Annotated in this window: 14 protein-coding genes and 1 riboswitch; of the genes, 5 read left to right on the top strand and 9 right to left on the bottom strand. The window is 70.3% G+C overall.

Annotated features, from left to right (window positions below; genetic code table 11):
• Positions 1 to 151 precede the first annotated feature (151 nt).
• The 3 genes from G412_RS0120060 to G412_RS0120050 are packed head-to-tail and all read right to left on the bottom strand — an operon-like array spanning position 152 to position 3048.
• Positions 152 to 1174 (bottom strand): ABC transporter substrate-binding protein, encoded by a 1023-nt coding sequence (locus tag G412_RS0120060; RefSeq protein WP_028813635.1) that lies wholly within the window; start codon positions 1172 to 1174, stop codon positions 152 to 154.
• Between the two features lie 15 nt (positions 1175 to 1189).
• The gene (locus G412_RS0120055; RefSeq protein WP_028813634.1) at positions 1190 to 1975 is read right to left on the bottom strand and encodes an ABC transporter ATP-binding protein; all 786 of its coding nucleotides are present in this window, start codon (positions 1973 to 1975) and stop codon (positions 1190 to 1192) included.
• A complete protein-coding gene (locus G412_RS0120050; RefSeq protein ID WP_425274495.1) occupies positions 1975 to 3048 on the bottom strand; it encodes a FecCD family ABC transporter permease in 1074 nt (357 codons plus the stop codon). The genes G412_RS0120055 and G412_RS0120050 overlap by 1 nt, the downstream gene beginning before the upstream one ends.
• 140 nt (positions 3049 to 3188) lie before the next feature.
• Positions 3189 to 3311, bottom strand: a riboswitch (cobalamin riboswitch).
• A 308-nt stretch (positions 3312 to 3619) separates the two neighbouring features.
• On the opposite strand from G412_RS0120050, the gene G412_RS0120045 reads away from it, so the two are divergent.
• The 5 genes from G412_RS0120045 (at position 3620) to G412_RS0120030 (ending at position 7884) form a co-directional block, all read left to right on the top strand.
• Entirely contained in the window at positions 3620 to 4039 is a 420-nt protein-coding gene (locus G412_RS0120045; protein WP_028813632.1) for a TOBE domain-containing protein, read from the top strand.
• Between the two features lie 49 nt (positions 4040 to 4088).
• Positions 4089 to 4487 carry a MerR family transcriptional regulator gene (locus tag G412_RS41065; RefSeq protein ID WP_244283125.1) on the top strand — a complete coding sequence of 133 codons (399 nt, stop codon included), beginning with the start codon at positions 4089 to 4091 and terminating at the stop codon, positions 4485 to 4487.
• A 37-nt stretch (positions 4488 to 4524) separates the two neighbouring features.
• Positions 4525 to 4920, top strand: a complete 396-nt coding sequence (locus tag G412_RS0120040; protein WP_028813631.1) for a TOBE domain-containing protein — start codon at positions 4525 to 4527, stop codon at positions 4918 to 4920.
• A 131-nt stretch (positions 4921 to 5051) separates the two neighbouring features.
• Positions 5052 to 5864 carry a molybdate ABC transporter substrate-binding protein gene (gene modA / locus G412_RS0120035; RefSeq protein ID WP_028813630.1) on the top strand — a complete coding sequence of 271 codons (813 nt, stop codon included), beginning with the start codon at positions 5052 to 5054 and terminating at the stop codon, positions 5862 to 5864.
• 85 nt (positions 5865 to 5949) lie between these two features.
• Entirely contained in the window at positions 5950 to 7884 is a 1935-nt protein-coding gene (locus G412_RS0120030) for an ABC transporter permease (protein WP_028813629.1), read from the top strand.
• 8 nt (positions 7885 to 7892) lie between these two features.
• On the opposite strand, the gene G412_RS0120025 is transcribed toward G412_RS0120030, so the two are convergent.
• The 6 genes from G412_RS0120025 to G412_RS0120000 all read right to left on the bottom strand — a co-directional run bounded on the left by G412_RS0120025 (position 7893) and on the right by G412_RS0120000 (position 14104).
• Positions 7893 to 8852 carry a fumarylacetoacetate hydrolase family protein gene (locus G412_RS0120025; RefSeq protein WP_028813628.1) on the bottom strand — a complete coding sequence of 320 codons (960 nt, stop codon included), beginning with the start codon at positions 8850 to 8852 and terminating at the stop codon, positions 7893 to 7895.
• 93 nt (positions 8853 to 8945) lie between these two features.
• Positions 8946 to 9878: a VOC family protein gene (locus tag G412_RS0120020; protein WP_028813627.1), complete on the bottom strand. Its 933-nt coding sequence runs from the start codon at positions 9876 to 9878 to the stop codon at positions 8946 to 8948.
• Between the two features lies 1 nt (position 9879).
• Positions 9880 to 10893 carry an amidohydrolase family protein gene (locus tag G412_RS0120015; protein WP_028813626.1) on the bottom strand — a complete coding sequence of 338 codons (1014 nt, stop codon included), beginning with the start codon at positions 10891 to 10893 and terminating at the stop codon, positions 9880 to 9882.
• Positions 10890 to 12020: an FAD-dependent oxidoreductase gene (locus G412_RS0120010; RefSeq protein WP_028813625.1), complete on the bottom strand. Its 1131-nt coding sequence runs from the start codon at positions 12018 to 12020 to the stop codon at positions 10890 to 10892. The genes G412_RS0120015 and G412_RS0120010 overlap by 4 nt, the downstream gene beginning before the upstream one ends.
• Positions 12021 to 12146: 126 nt before the next feature.
• A complete protein-coding gene (locus tag G412_RS0120005) occupies positions 12147 to 13109 on the bottom strand; it encodes a cyclase family protein (RefSeq protein ID WP_028813624.1) in 963 nt (320 codons plus the stop codon).
• Positions 13106 to 14104, bottom strand: coding sequence for a fumarylacetoacetate hydrolase family protein (locus G412_RS0120000; protein ID WP_028813623.1), 999 nt, complete (start codon positions 14102 to 14104; stop codon positions 13106 to 13108). The genes G412_RS0120005 and G412_RS0120000 overlap by 4 nt, the downstream gene beginning before the upstream one ends.
• Positions 14105 to 14215: the final 111 nt, after the last annotated feature.

Below are 14215 nucleotides of genomic sequence, written 5' to 3'. Positions count from 1 at the left end.
CGAGCTGTCCGGCCCAGCGGGAAAGGGCCCTCAGCCCCGCGGCGGCCTGAGCGCACAGGAAGACACACCACCAAGAGGGGCGGCTGAAGCTCAGTCGAGCTTCAGTCGCCCCCATGCCTTCTGCAAGCCCCGGTCAGGTCAGGTCACGAGGTCACGATGCGAATTTCCTCAGGTCCGCGGCAAGTGAGGCGATGGCCGCGGGATTGCGCGGGCTTTCCACCAGCTCCGCGTAGTCGAGGACGACGATCCGGTCGTTCTTGACGGCCGAGACGCCGGCGAGCGGCGGATAGGACTTCAGGAACTTCCGCTTCTGCTCCGCGGTGGTGTCACCGTAATCGTTGATCACGATCACCTCGGGGTCACGTTCGACCACGGTCTCCCAGCCGACCGTCGCCCAGCTGTCCTTGAGGTCCTTCATGACGTGGTCGCCGCCCGCCCTGGTGATGATGTCGTGCGGCCCGGCGTACAGCCCCGAGGTCAGCGGCTTGTCCTGCCCGTCGTCATAGAGGAAGACGCGCGGGCGGTCGGCGCCCTTCAGGGCCTTCGCCTGTGCTGCGGCCACCTGCTTCTCGAAGTCCGCGACGAGGGCCTGCGCACGGTCCTCGACGTCGAAGATCTTTCCCAGGTTCCGCAGATCGGCGTACAGCGCTTCGAGGGGCGGCATCACCCCGCGTGCCTTTCCCTGCCCGTTGCGGCACGATTCGCTCAGCAGGTACGAGTCGATGCCCACCTTCTCCAGCTCGGTGGGGCTGAAGCCCTCCCCCTCGTTGAAGCCGTAGTTCCAGCCCGCGAACACGAGATCGGCGCGGGCGTCGAGGACCAGCTCCTTGTTGATCGTCTTCTTCGAGAGCCACTTCGTCTTCTGGTAAGCGTCCTTCCAGGGAACGGAGGTGAGGTCGCCCCTGTCGTCGGGCATCACATAGCCCGCCATGTGCTCTTCGAGCCCGAGCGCGAACATGATCTCGGTGATGCCGACGTCATTGGTGACCACGCGCCGCGGCGCCTTGTCGTAACTCTTCTTCTGGCCGCAGTTCTCGACGGTCACCGGATAATGGCCGCCGCGTGCCTTGGCATCACCACCCTCCGCGTCCCGAGAGGTGACCTCCGCGCCACAACCGGTGAGTACCAGGGCGGCGGCGAGTGCGAGAGCGGCGGGGCGTACGAGGTTCGGCATGATGGCGATGACTCCTCAGGAAGCGGGACGAGTGGGCGGGAGACGGTCGAAGAGCAGCTGTACGGCGCCGGACTCCGGATGCGGCACACGGTGCGCCCGTACGCCGAAAACCTCGGCCAGCAACTCGGGTGTGAGCACGTCGTGCGGCGCGCCGGAGGCGACGATTTGGCCGCTGTCGATGACGTAGAGCAGGTCGCAGTGGAGCGCGGCGAGGTTGAGGTCGTGCAGCGCGGTGAGCACCGTCAGCCCACTCCCGCGCACCAGAGCCAGCACTTCCAACTGCTGTGCGATGTCGAGGTGGTTGGTGGGCTCGTCGAGCACGAGTACGCGCGGCTGCTGTGCGAGCGCGCGGGCGATCAGGACCCGCTGCTTCTCGCCGCCGGAGAGGGTGAGGAAGCCGCGGTCGGCGAGGTGGTCGGCGCCGACCCGCACCAGCGCGGCCTCGCACGCCTCGTGGTCTTCGTTGGTGGTCCGGGCCACCGACCGCTGATGCGGCAGCCGCCCCATCGCCACGACCTCGGCCACCGTGAAGCCGAACTCGGTGACCGCTTCCTGGGGCAGGGCGGCCAGCCGGCGGGCGCCTTCGCGCGCGCTCAGGGAGTGCAGGTCCTCACCGCCGAGCCTGACCGTACCCGCCGTGGGGCGCAGGGCTCGGTAGACGCAGCGCAACAGGGTGGACTTGCCGCTGCCGTTGGGCCCGACGAGCCCGACGACCTGCCCGCCGTCCGCGCGCAGCGTGGCCTCACGCACCAGCCGCGCGCCGGCGACCTCGACCGTCAGCGCATCGATGTCGATCCGCATCACGCGCCTCCGAAGGTGTAGGAGCGGCGGCGCATCAGCAGGACGAAGCACGGCACGCCGATGACGGCCGTCAGCACGCCCACCGGCAGTTCGACGGGCGCGAGCACCACGCGCGACAGGATGTCGACCCAGATCAGCAGGACGGCGCCCGCGAGTGGCGCGACGGCCAGCAGCCGGCGGTGGTCCGCGCCGACCAGCATCCGTGCGGCGTGCGGAACCATCAGGCCGACGAAACCGATCGCACCGCTCACCGCGACCACGGCCCCCGTGACGGCGGCACAGACGAGGAACAGCTCCTTGCGCAGCCTCCCCGCGTCCACCCCCAGGGCGGCCGCGGTCTCGTCACCCATCGCCAGGGCGTTCAGGCGACGCGCTGACACCGTGAGGTGGGCGAGGCCGATGAGCACGGCTCCCGCGGCGATCGGCACGGAGGCCCAACTGGCTCCGCCGAGGCTGCCGAGCAGCCACATCATCGCGGAGCGGGCCGCCTCGCCGCGTTCGGCCGCGAACACCATGAACGTGGTGACGGCCGAGAAGCCGTAGTACATCGCGGTACCCGTCAGGACGAGCCGCAGCGGGGTCAGACCATCAGCGGTGCGGGCGATCGCGTACACCAGCGTCATCGCGAGAAGCGCGGAGAGGAAGGCCGCCGTGGACAGCGCCCACAGACCGAGAACGCCGAAGGCCCCGAACAGGAGCACGGCATTGGCACCGACGGCCGCGCCCGACGAAATGCCCAGGACGAACGGGTCGGCGAGGGCGTTGCGCACCATGGCCTGCACGGCGACACCGATGGCCGACAGGCCGGCTCCGACGACCGCGGCCAGCACGGCTCGTGGAAAGCGCAGTTCCCACACGATGGTGTACGCCGAAACTTCTCCGGGGGATATGGATCCGCCGGTCAGCCCGGCCCACAGGAAACGCAGCACCTCGCCCCAGGACAGCCCCGACGCCCCGATGCCGGCCCCACAGACGATGGAGAGCACAAGCCCCGCGCACAGGCTGGCGAAGAGAAGGGGCAGTGATACGCGCTTGGGCGGCGCGGGGCCGACACCGATAGGGACCGCGACCAATGGCGCGGCAGGTTTACGTTCGAGCGGTGTGGCCACGGGCGGATCGCTTTCGCCTCGGGCCGTGCACCTACGTGACCAAAGGAGCGGCCCAGGGACGCGGGGCGCCCTGCGCAGCACCCTCTCGCAGTCCACGGCGAATTGACAGGAGCCTTCACCACCGCGGGTAATCGGGCTCACGGAGCCGCGTGTTGGGCTCCGCCTACCGTTGCGGGTCAGCGCCGGAATTCGACCGGACTTCCCCCGCGGGGCGCATGCAGCATAGCGCGTAAGACACAGCCCCCCTTCGACATCGAAGAGATGTCACCCCTGAGAGAGATCGGGAGAAACGCCAGGTCAAAGGCGTTTCACAGGTCGTACATCGGGCGGGGCCGGTTCAACGGGCGCGGCACCGGCCGAGTACTCCACAAGCCGGTGCGCCCCCCGGCTCCGTCGATCTGCCAGGCGCAATACACCCAGAGACTCGCGGATGTGACGCCGCCTGCTCTGATCCGGTTTCGCGGATTAGCGTGTGAAGCACATCAGGTATTTCGCCTGTTGAAACTGCTCCAACTTCCCTGTGAGGCGTGTCTTCATGAGCCTGTCCATCCGCAACCAGATCGCCGGAACCGTCGTCGCCATCACGCCGGGCGAGGTCATGGCGACTGTCAAGGTCCGCCTCGCCGGCGGCCAGGACGTGACCGCCGCGATCACCCTGGAGGCCGTCAAGGATCTCGGGCTCGCCGAAGGAGCCGCGGTCAAGACCCTCGTGAAGTCCACCGAGGTAGCGCTCGCCACCGGCCCCGTCGAGGGGCTGTCCATCCGCAACCAGATCCCCGGAACCGTCGCCGCCGTCGCCACCGGAGGCGCCATGGCCTCCGTCAAGGTCGCCGTCGAGGGAGGCGAGCTGACCGCCGCGATCACCAAGGACGCCGTCGCCGACCTGGACCTGGCCGCAGGCTCCTCCGTCGTCGCGCTGATCAAGTCGACCGAGATCGCTCTCGCCGCCGCCTGATCGAGGTGTGCCGTCGTACGGCATTGCGCAGGGAGCGCAGCTGCTGGGAGTGAGCTCGGAGACCGTCCGCCGGCTGGCCGATGGTGGTCGGCTGCGCGTGAGCCGTGACGGTTCAGGAAACCGGGTCATCGACGGGATCGGCCTGGCCTTCGCCAAGGAGCGAGGCGCCGGAACGTACGCGGTGCCGGAGGACGATCTGCCGGCACCCGTACGCAATTCGTTCGTGGGGATCGTGACTGCCGGTCGGGGTCACGGTGACAGCACAGGTGAAGTCGACGAACGTCCATATCGACCTGCGCTGACGATCCGGCCCTCAGCAGCAGAGCAGCGCCGCCCGCAGGTCCAGCTTGTGGTCGAGGCGGGTCAGGTCACGTCCCGTGCGCACGCCCGCCCTTCATCGTTTCCTCCATACGACCTCGCATTCGCCATGGACAGTCCTACAGAGTAGTTGCAGATGCCAGCCTCAGCGCCCTACGGTGTCGCACATGCAGTCCTACACCATCGGGCAGGCGGCCCGTCTGCTCGGCGTCAGCCCCGACACCGCGCGACGCTGGGCCGATGCCGGGCGCGTCGCGACCCACCGCGACGAGAGTGGCCGTCGCCTGATCGACGGTCGCGCCCTGGCCGCCTTCTCCGTGGAGATCGCCCAGAGCGGCACCGGCGAGGAGGACGCGTCCTACACCTCGGCGCGTAACGCCTTCCCCGGCATCGTCACCGCGATCAAGCTCGGTGACATCGCGGCTCAGGTCGAGATCCAGGCGGGCCCGCACCGGCTCGTCTCGCTCCTCACCCGTGAGGCCGTGGAAGAGCTGGGACTGGAAGTCGGCATGCAGGCCACCGCCCGCGTGAAGTCGACCAGCGTGCACATCGACCGCACCTGACCCCCTCACGCAATTCCGAGCGGCGACGCCAGCCACCGGCGCGGCCGGTCACCGGCGCGGCTCGTCACCACCCGCGACGGACGGCATGCTGCCGACCACCCCATTCCCAAGGAGTCCCAGCCCTGATGTCCGTGTCCCTCACCTTCACCAGACGCCGCGCCGCCACTGCCGTGCTGACAGCCGCTCTGCTCGTCCCCCTCGCCGCCTGCGGCAACAACGACACAAACAAGGGCACCGGCGGCGCCTCCGCCGGCTCCCCGTCCGGGTCGGCAGCTCCCAAGGCCGGCCTCACGGTCCTGGCCGCCGCGTCGCTGACCGACGTGTTCAAGACCGCCGGCGCCGCGTACGAGAAGAAGAACCCCGGCACCAAGATCACCTTCTCCTTCGCGGGATCGCAGGAGCTGATAGCTCAGGTCGCCCAGGGCTCCCCGGCCGACGCGCTGGTCACCGCCGACACCAAGAGCATGGACAAGGTGAAGGCGGACACCGGCACCCCGGTCGTCATCGCCAGGAACCGGCTCGTGATCGCCACCGGCGAGGGCAACCCGCACAAGGTCGACGAGCTGAAGGACCTCTCGGACAGCAAGCTCAAGGTCGTCCTCGCCGCCCCCGAGGTCCCGGCCGGCAAGTACAGCAAGCAGATTCTCGACGCCCAGAAGATCACGGTGAAGCCGGTCTCCCAGGAGCCGAACGTCCGCGCCGTCCTGAGCAAGGTCGAACTCGGCGAGGCCGACGCCGGACTCGTCTACGAGACCGACGCCGCGACGGCCCCGGACAAGGTCGACGCCATCGAGATCCCCGACGCCCAGAACGCGATCGCCTCGTACCCGGCCGCCACCCTCAAGGAGTCCAAGAACGCCGAGGCCGCCGCCGCGTTCGTGACCTGGCTGTCCACGCCGGAGGCCCAGAAGATCCTCCAGGACGCCGGCTTCCAGAAGCCGTAACCGGAGCAGACACCCACGAGGGGCTGTCCGTTCCGGGGGAACGGACAGCCCTTCCCCATTCCGCACGAAACCGCAGGGACCACTGATGAATCGAACCGGCAGCCGCACGCCGGGCCCCAGCGCTCCCCTCGCCTTGGCGATTCCCGCGCTGGTCGCCGTGGCCTTCCTGGTGCTGCCGCTGATCGGCGTCCTCGTGCGGACGCAGTGGGGCCAACTTGCGGACCATCTCGGCTCACCCGGTACGGTCGAGGCTCTGCGGCTCTCCCTCGTGGTGTCGTTCTGGTCGCTCGGTCTGTCCCTGGTCCTCGGCGTACCGCTGGCCTGGTTCCTCGCCCGCGTTCCCTTCCCCGGCAAGGCCGTCGTCCGTTCTCTCGTGTTGCTGCCGATGGTGCTGCCGCCCACGGTGGGCGGCGTGGCTCTGCTCCTCGCGTTCGGCCGACGCGGGCTGCTCGGCCCCTGGCTGGAGTCCACCTTCGGCATCACGCTCCCCTTCCAAACCTCCGGGGCCGTCCTCGCCGCGACCTTCGTCGCCATGCCCTTCCTCGTCATCAGCCTGGAAGGCGCGCTGGGCGGACTGCGGCCACGGTACGAGGAGACGGCGGCCTCGCTCGGTGCCTCGCCCGTACGGGTCTTCTTCACCGTCACCCTGCCGATGGTCGCGCCCGGGCTGATCGCCGGAGCCGCCCTCACCTGGGCGCGGGCGCTCGGCGAGTTCGGCGCCACCATCACCTTCGCCGGTAACCTGCCCGGCACCACCCAGACGCTGCCGCTCCAGGTGTACCTGCTGCTCCAGGACGAGCCCGAGGCGGCGACCTCCGTCTCCCTGCTGCTGCTCGTCATCGCCATGGCCGTGCTCATCGCGTTGCGCGGGCGCTGGACCGGCCCCCCGGCCAAGCGCACTCACCGGCCTCCGCCCCCGGTGGAACAGGCTCTTCCGGACGAGGCCCCCGCCCCCACCGTCGCACAGCCCCCGGTCCCTCGGGAGGAATGGTCACTGCACGCCGAGGTCACGGGCTTCACCCGGCTCACCCTGGCCGCCGAGCCCGGCACCACCATCGCCGTCGTCGGACCCAACGGCGCCGGGAAAACCACCCTCCTGCGCGCCCTCCTCGGCCTCACCCCCCGCGCCCACGCCGAACTCCGCCTCGGCGACACCGACGTCACGGCCCTTCCCCCGCACCGCCGCCACGTCGCCTGGGTCCCCCAGGACGGCGCCCTCTTCCCTCATCTGACGGCGTTGTCCAACACCGCGTACGGGCAACGCGTCCAGGGCGTCCCCCGAGGCGAGGCCCGGCGCGCCGCCCAGCAGTGGCTCGACCGGCTCGGCGTCGGGCATCTCGCCCACCGCCGCCCCGCGCAGCTCTCCGGTGGCCAGGCGCAGCGCGTCGCGCTCGCCCGCGCGCTCGCGGCGCGCCCCCGGCTCCTGGTACTCGACGAGCCGCTCGCCGCGCTCGACCAGACGACCCGCGCCCACGTACGCCACACCCTGCGCACCCACCTCGCCGGCTTCGGCGGCGTCTGCCTGATCGTCACCCACGACCCCGTCGAGGCCGTCTCCCTCGCCGACCGTGTCCTCGTCCTCGACGAGGGCCGCGCCCTCCAGGACGACACCCCGGCGGAGGTGACCCGCCACCCCCGTTCCCCCTGGGTCGCCCGCCTGCTCGGCCGCAACGCCTGGCCCGGCACGGCCACCGCCGACGGCCTCGCGCTCACTGCCGGCGGCACCCTGGTCGTCGCCGACCCGCTCCCGCCCGGTACGGAAGCGCTCGCCGTCATCGCGCCCGAAGCCGTCTCCGTCCACCGCGAGAAGCCCGGCGGCAGCCCCCGCAACGTCTGGCCCGGCACGGTACGGGAGATCACCGCGAGCGGCAGCCGACTGCGCGTGCTCATCACCTCCGACGAGGCGCCCGACCTCGTCGCCGAGATCACCCCGCAGGCGGCAGCCGAACTTGGCCTCGCCGACGGAATCCCCGTCTGGACCAGCGTCAAAGCCACCGAGACAACGGCCGTGATTCTCTGACGTGCGGTTCAAGGACGCAGCCTGGGGCGTTTGCGGGCGGTGGGCAGCGGCACGGTTTGCGCCCCGGGCACCACGGTGTTGGACACCGTGCCGATGCCTTCGACGGTGAGGGTGACGGCGTCACCGGGTTTCAGCGACGGCGGTGACTGTTCACCTCGTACGCCCCAGAGTTCGGCGAGGCAGCCGCCGTTGCCGCAGGTGCCCGAGCCCAGGACGTCGCCCGGCATGACGTACGTACCCCGCGAGGCGTACGCGACCATCTCCTCGAAGGTCCAGCTCATGTTGGACAGCAGGTCCTTGCCGACGACCTCGCCGTTGACCTCGGCGGTCAGCGCGAGGCGCAGGAAGCCGTCGGTGTCGCGGTACGGCTCCAATGCGTCGGCGGTGACGAGGTACGGGCCGAGTGTGGTCGCGGTGTCCTTGCCCTTGCAGGGGCCGAGGCCGGCCCGCATCTCGGCGGACTGGAGGTCGCGGGCCGACCAGTCGTTGAAGACCGTGTAGCCGATGATGTGGTCGCGGGCCTGCTCGGGGGTAAGATCGCGGCCCTCGCGGCCGATGACGGCGGCCACTTCGAGCTCGAAGTCGAGGACCGAGGAGCCGGGCGGCATCGGCACGTCGTCGTACGGGCCGATGACCGCGTACGGGTTGGTGAAGTAGAAGGTCGGAGCCTCGTACCACTGGTCCGGCACGCCGGCGGTGCCGTCGACGGAGCGGCGTACGCCCTCCACGTGCTCCTCGAAGGTGACGAAGTCCCGCACAGTCGGCGGCTGGAGAGGCGGCAGCAGCGTCACGTCCCTCAGATGCGGCCCCGCGGGTACGTCGAGAGTCGCGGCGCCCGCCTCATGGAGACGGCCGGTGCGCAGCAGGTCGAGGAGCGAGTCGTGGCCGGGGACGGGGTACAGGCGGCCGTCGTCCTCGACGACGCCGAGGCGCCGGCGGCCGAGATGCTCGTAGCTGGCGAAGCGCATGAGGGACTCCAGGGGTGGGGAAACCGGGGGCACGGCAGGCAGGCAGTCACGGCGTTGACATAAAAGCGCCGTGCCCCCGGCGTTCAGGGAGGGTCAGACCGGCGGGGCGACGAACACGCCGCGGTCGACGTCGTTGAAGGACTCCTTCGCCACCAGTTCGTTCATCGGGTTGGCGGTCCCCCACTGGTCGGTGACCTCGGGCTGGGAGAAGTCGTAGACGTGGGGGTGCCAGGTGTCTTCGTCGAGCTCCTCCAGTTCGGTGGTGTACTCGACGGTGTTGCCGTGCGGGTCGAGGAAGTACGTGAAGGTGTTGTCGCCCGCCATGTGGCGGCCCGGCCCCCAGATCTTGCGGAAACCCGCGCGCATCACACGGCCCGACCCGCGCATGTACTCGTCCAGGCCGCGCATCTCGAAGGAGACGTGGTGCAGGGCGGTGTGCGGGCCCTGGGCGATGGCCATGGAGTGGTGCTGGCTGCTGATCCGCATGAAGTGCATGACCTCCCCCATGTGCGGGGAGCTGAGGGTGTCGCTCAGTGCGAAGCCGAGGAACTGCTCGTACCAGGCCCTCGTCCGGTTCAGGTCCGGGGAGTTGAGCACGACGTGCGAGAGGCGGACCGGGATCGCTTCCTTCACCTCGATCCGGCGGTGCTGCCGGGCCCCGACATCGGCGGAGACCTCGATGGTGCGGCCGTCGACGTCGAAGAAGCGGAAGCCGTAGCCGCCGCCGGGGGTGTCGACTCGTCCCGGCCGGGAGATCAGCCGGACGCCGTCGGCGAGGAGCCGTTCGGCGAGGGTGTCCACGTCGGCCGGGGTGGCGGCGCCGTACGAGACGAGGTCGAGGCGCTTTTCGTCGGCCTTGCGCAGCCGGACCACGTACTGCTCGGGCGAGCCCTCGGCGGCCAGGAAGGAGATGCCGGAGTCCTCGGCGACCTTGGTCAGGCCCCAGACGCCCGCGTAGAAGTCGAGCTGCTTGTCGTAGTCGGGTACGGCGAGGTCGACGTGCCGCAGGTGGGTGAGCAGACGCATGTCAGTCCTTCCGGAGGAGGAGAGCCGCCGCGTTGGCTCCGCGTACGGCGTGGAAGTCGGCATCGGGCAGGCCGGCGGCGCGCAGGGCGGCCAGCGGGTCGTCGGTGCCCATGTCAAAGGGGTAGTCGGAGCCGAGCAGGACGCGGTCCGGTCCGGCGGCGCGGATCAACTCCCGCAGTACGTACGGGTCGTGGACCAGGGAGTCGAAGTACAGGCGCTTCAGATAACTGCTCGGCTCGTGGGCGCAGCCACGGGCGTCGGCGCGGGCCCGCCACGCGTGGTCGGAGCGGCCGATGTGGGTGGGGAGATAGCCGCCCCCGTGCGCGGCTAGCAGCTTCAGGTCCGGGTGCCGGTCCAGGACGCCCGAGAAGATCAGGTGGGAGAGCGCGACGGCGTTCTCGGTGGGCTGGCCGACGGTGTTGGACAGGTACCAGCGGTCGAGGCGCTCGTCGAGGGTGCAGCCGAAGGGGTGCAGGAAGATGACCGCTCCCGTGTCGGCGGCGCGTTCCCACAGCGGCTCGTACGCCGGATGGGACAGCTCCCGGCCCGGCGCGTGCGAGGAGATCTCGACACCCAGCAGGCCCTGCTCCAGGGCGTGGTCGAGTGCTTCGACGGCGAGTTCGGGATGCTGGAGCGGCGCCAGGCCGAGGCCGTACAGCCGGTCAGGGGCCTGGGCGCAGTGGGCGGCGGTGGCGGTGTTGGCCAACTCAGATAGCGTACGGGCGAGTTCCTCGTCGGCCCAGTAGTGGTAGTGGGACGGCGAGGGGGACACCAACTGTACGTCGACGCCCGCCGCGTCCATGGCGGTGAGTCGCTCGTCGACGTCCGTCAGCAGTGGGATGCGGTCGCGCACCATCGGGCCGTTGACGGCCAGTGCCTCGGGCCCGTTGCGGCGGGCGTCGAGGTTGCGGGCCTCGGCCAGTGCGGGGTGTCCGGCCACCGCCTCTTCCACCTGGGGAAGCAGGAGGTGGGCGTGGACGTCCACCGTGGGGGCGGTCGTCGTGAGCGCGTTCACGGGAGTTCCTTCAGGGCGTTGAGGGTGCGGCCCATCAATCCGGGTACGCCCGCGTCGCGTACGCCGTCGAGCTGCCACTGGCCGATCTGCACGGAGGCGTCGACGACCATCCGCACGCGCGGCATGCGGCGGTCGCGGTAGGCGGTCAGCAGTTCGTCGTCCCAGGCCTCGTGCGCGCTCAGCAGTTCGGCGAGAACGGACACGCCCTCCAGCGACATGGCGGCGCCTTGGGCGAGGGTGGGCGGGCAGGCATGGGCCGCGTCACCGACGAGCACCACGCGGCCGCGGTGCCAGGCGCCTTCGACCAGATGCCGGTCGAACCAGGTGTAGTTGACCTGCGCCGGGTCGGTGATGGATGCCCGGATCTCGTCCCAGAACCCGCCGTAGCCTTCGGCGGCGCGCCGCATCTCCTCGGCGTACGACGCCGGGTCGATGGATGCCCGGTCGCGGTTCGGTTCGACGAGGTAGGCGTAGACGGTGGTGTCGCTGGTGGGGCAGAACCCGGCGATGTAGGCGGGGCCGCCGTACGCGAGATGGGTGCGGGTGACGCCGGCCGGCAGGGGCGCGGGGGTGCGCCAGATCGCCATGCCGGTCGGGGCGGGCTTGTCGGTGACACCGATGAGTTCGCGCGTGCGGGAGTTCAGACCGTCGGCGGCGACCACCAGGTCGTACCGGCCGGCCGTGCCGTCCGTGAGGGAGACGTCGACACCCCTGGCGTCCTGCGTCAGCCTGTCGATGGTGCAGCCGAGCCGGACCCGGGTGCCCGATGCCCGTACGGCCTCGATGAGGATCCTCTGCAACGCGGGACGCTGCATGCCGACGGTGGACGGGAGGTCGTCGCCGCCGGTGCGCACGTCCTGCTGCGTGAAGATCTCGGTGCCGTCGGGTGCGACGATGGTGACACCGTCGCTGCTGAAGCCGTGCGCGCTCACCTGCTCCAGGACGCCGATCTCGCGCAGGACGCGCAGGGCGTTGCCCTGAAGGGTGATGCCGGAGCCGGTCGTGGCGTTCCAGTCGGCCTTGGCCTCGACGAGGTCGACGGCGATACCGGCCCTGCGGAGCAGGACGGCGAGCGCGCTGCCGGCGGTGCCTCCGCCGACTACCAGGGCGGTACGGGTGTGGGTCATGTTCGGGGTTCCTCCCGTGTGAGGGGCCGCGCGTCCCCGGGCGGCGACTGGAGGCCGGCTCGGTGCTGTCAAAGGCCAGGTGGCGGTACGGCTGTCGAGAACGCGCCGCACCTGGCCCGCTTCGGGCTACTTCACGGCGATCGGGCTGACCGGGGAGCCGACGGCTCCGGTGATGGGCAAGGGCGCGGCGGTGAGCCAGAACTCGTACACCCCGTCGTCCGCGCAGTCCCTGGCGAGGGCGTCCGGGTCCCACATCTCACCGATCAGCAGGCCCATGTTGGGGATGGCGACCTGGTGCAGCGGCTGGAAGGCGTGGTCGAACTCGTTGGGCCGGACCTCGAAGCCCCAGGTGTCGGTGGCGATCGCGGCGATTTCGGTGCGGTGCAGCCAGCCGGCCGTGGTGAAGGACAGACCGGGCGCGGGCCCGCCCGCGTAGTCGCCCCATCCCTCCCGCCGGGCACGGGCGAGCTGCCCGGTGCGTACGACGACGATGTCGCCTCGGCCGACGGTGACGCCGTGCGCCTCGGCCGTGGCGGTGAGGTGATCCTCGGTGACGGCGAAGCCGTCGGGCAGTTCACCGTCCCCGCCGATGACCCGGCCGACGTCCAGGAGTACGCCGCGCCCGGCGACGTACGGGGCCATGTGCTCGATGCCGGTGACCCGGTCGCCGTCGGAGGTGACGACTTTCTCGGCGGGGCGTCCGTTCCACGCCTTGCCGTGGTCGAAGATGTGCCCGAGCCCGTCCCACTGGGTGGAGCACTGCAACGGCATGGCGATCACGTCGTCGGCGCCGCCGATGCCGTGCGGGAAGCCCTGGTTGCCCAGGGCCGCGTCGGTGCCCGTGTCCAGCATGGTGTGGACCGGGTTGGTGCGCCTGCGCCAGCCCTTCTGCGGTCCGTTCATGTCGAAGCGCTGCGACAGCGAGAAGCTCACACCCCTGCGGACGAGCGCGGCGCCCTCGCGCCGCTTGGCGGCGTCCAGGAAGTTGAGCGTGCCGAGCACGTCGTCCGCGCCCCAACGCCCCCAGTTGGAGCACGCCTTGGCGGACTCGGCTATCGCGCCCTCTGGATCCGTACGGTCGAGGTTCATGCCTGCTCCGCGATACAGCGTGTGCGCTGCGTACCGAGTCCGGTGATCGAGCCCTCCATGACGTCACCGTCGCGCAGCAGCCGGCCCCAGTGGATGCCGTTGCCGGCCGGGCTGCCCGTCAGCACCAGGTCGCCGGGCAGGAGCCGGGCCGTCTGGGAGACGTACGAAATCAGGCGCGCGACGCCGAAGATCATGTCCTTGGTGGACTCGTCCTGCATGGTCTCGCCGTTCAGCTTCAGCGTGACCTGGAGGTCGGACGGGTCGGCGAGGGACTCGGCCGGGACCAGGTAGGGGCCGAGCGGGGTGAAGCCGGGGGCGTTCTTGCAGCGCAGCCAGTCGGTGCCGATGGCGGGCATGTCCCGGCGGAAGACGGAAGCGCGGTCGGTCAGGTCGTTGGCGATGGTGTAGCCGGCGACGTACGACAGGGCGTCCTCGACCGGCACCCGGTGGGCCGGCTTGCCGATGACCACGGCCAGCTCCAGTTCCCAGTCCGGCTTCTCGCACCAGTCGGGCAGGACCACGTCGTCGTACGGGCCGGTGATCGCGCTGGGCAGGCCGATGAACACGTACGGAAGGTCCTCCGCGGCGCGCCGGTCCATGATCTCCGCGATCTCGGCCCGTGCCTCGCCCTCCGTGCGCGGGTCGTCGGGCGAACGGTGCGCCATCTCCAGATCGATGACGTGCTGCCGGTAGTTGGCGCCGGACTGGAAGACCTGCCGCGGCTCGACCGGGGCGTGCACGTTCAGCTCGTCGAGCGGTCGCCGGTCCCCTGTCCGGGAGGCGGCGAGGTCGCGCAGGCGTGGCAGCAGGGTGTCCCAGCGCTCCAGGAGCGTCCGTACGGTCAACTCCGGGTCGTCCAGCGCCGCGCGCAGGTCGAGTACCTCACTCTCGGGTGTTACCAGGCCGGGGTAGGCGGGGGTGCCGGATCCACGGACGGAGAACGTACCGAGCGCGAAAGGCCCGGAGAAAAGTGCGGAAGATGCTGCGGGTTTCACGAAGATGTCCTCCCGAATGGCGATGGGACTAATCTGGCCCGCGCACCACGGATAAGGGAAGTCGATTCGTTGGATGCATTCCATCCACGCCGTGAATGAAGCGGCGGCGCA

Source organism: Streptomyces flavidovirens DSM 40150, assembly GCF_000429085.1.
Lineage (GTDB): Bacteria > Actinomycetota > Actinomycetes > Streptomycetales > Streptomycetaceae > Streptomyces > Streptomyces flavidovirens.
Note: the sequence above shows the minus strand (reverse complement) of the source record. Positions and strands in the feature narration are given on the sequence as shown.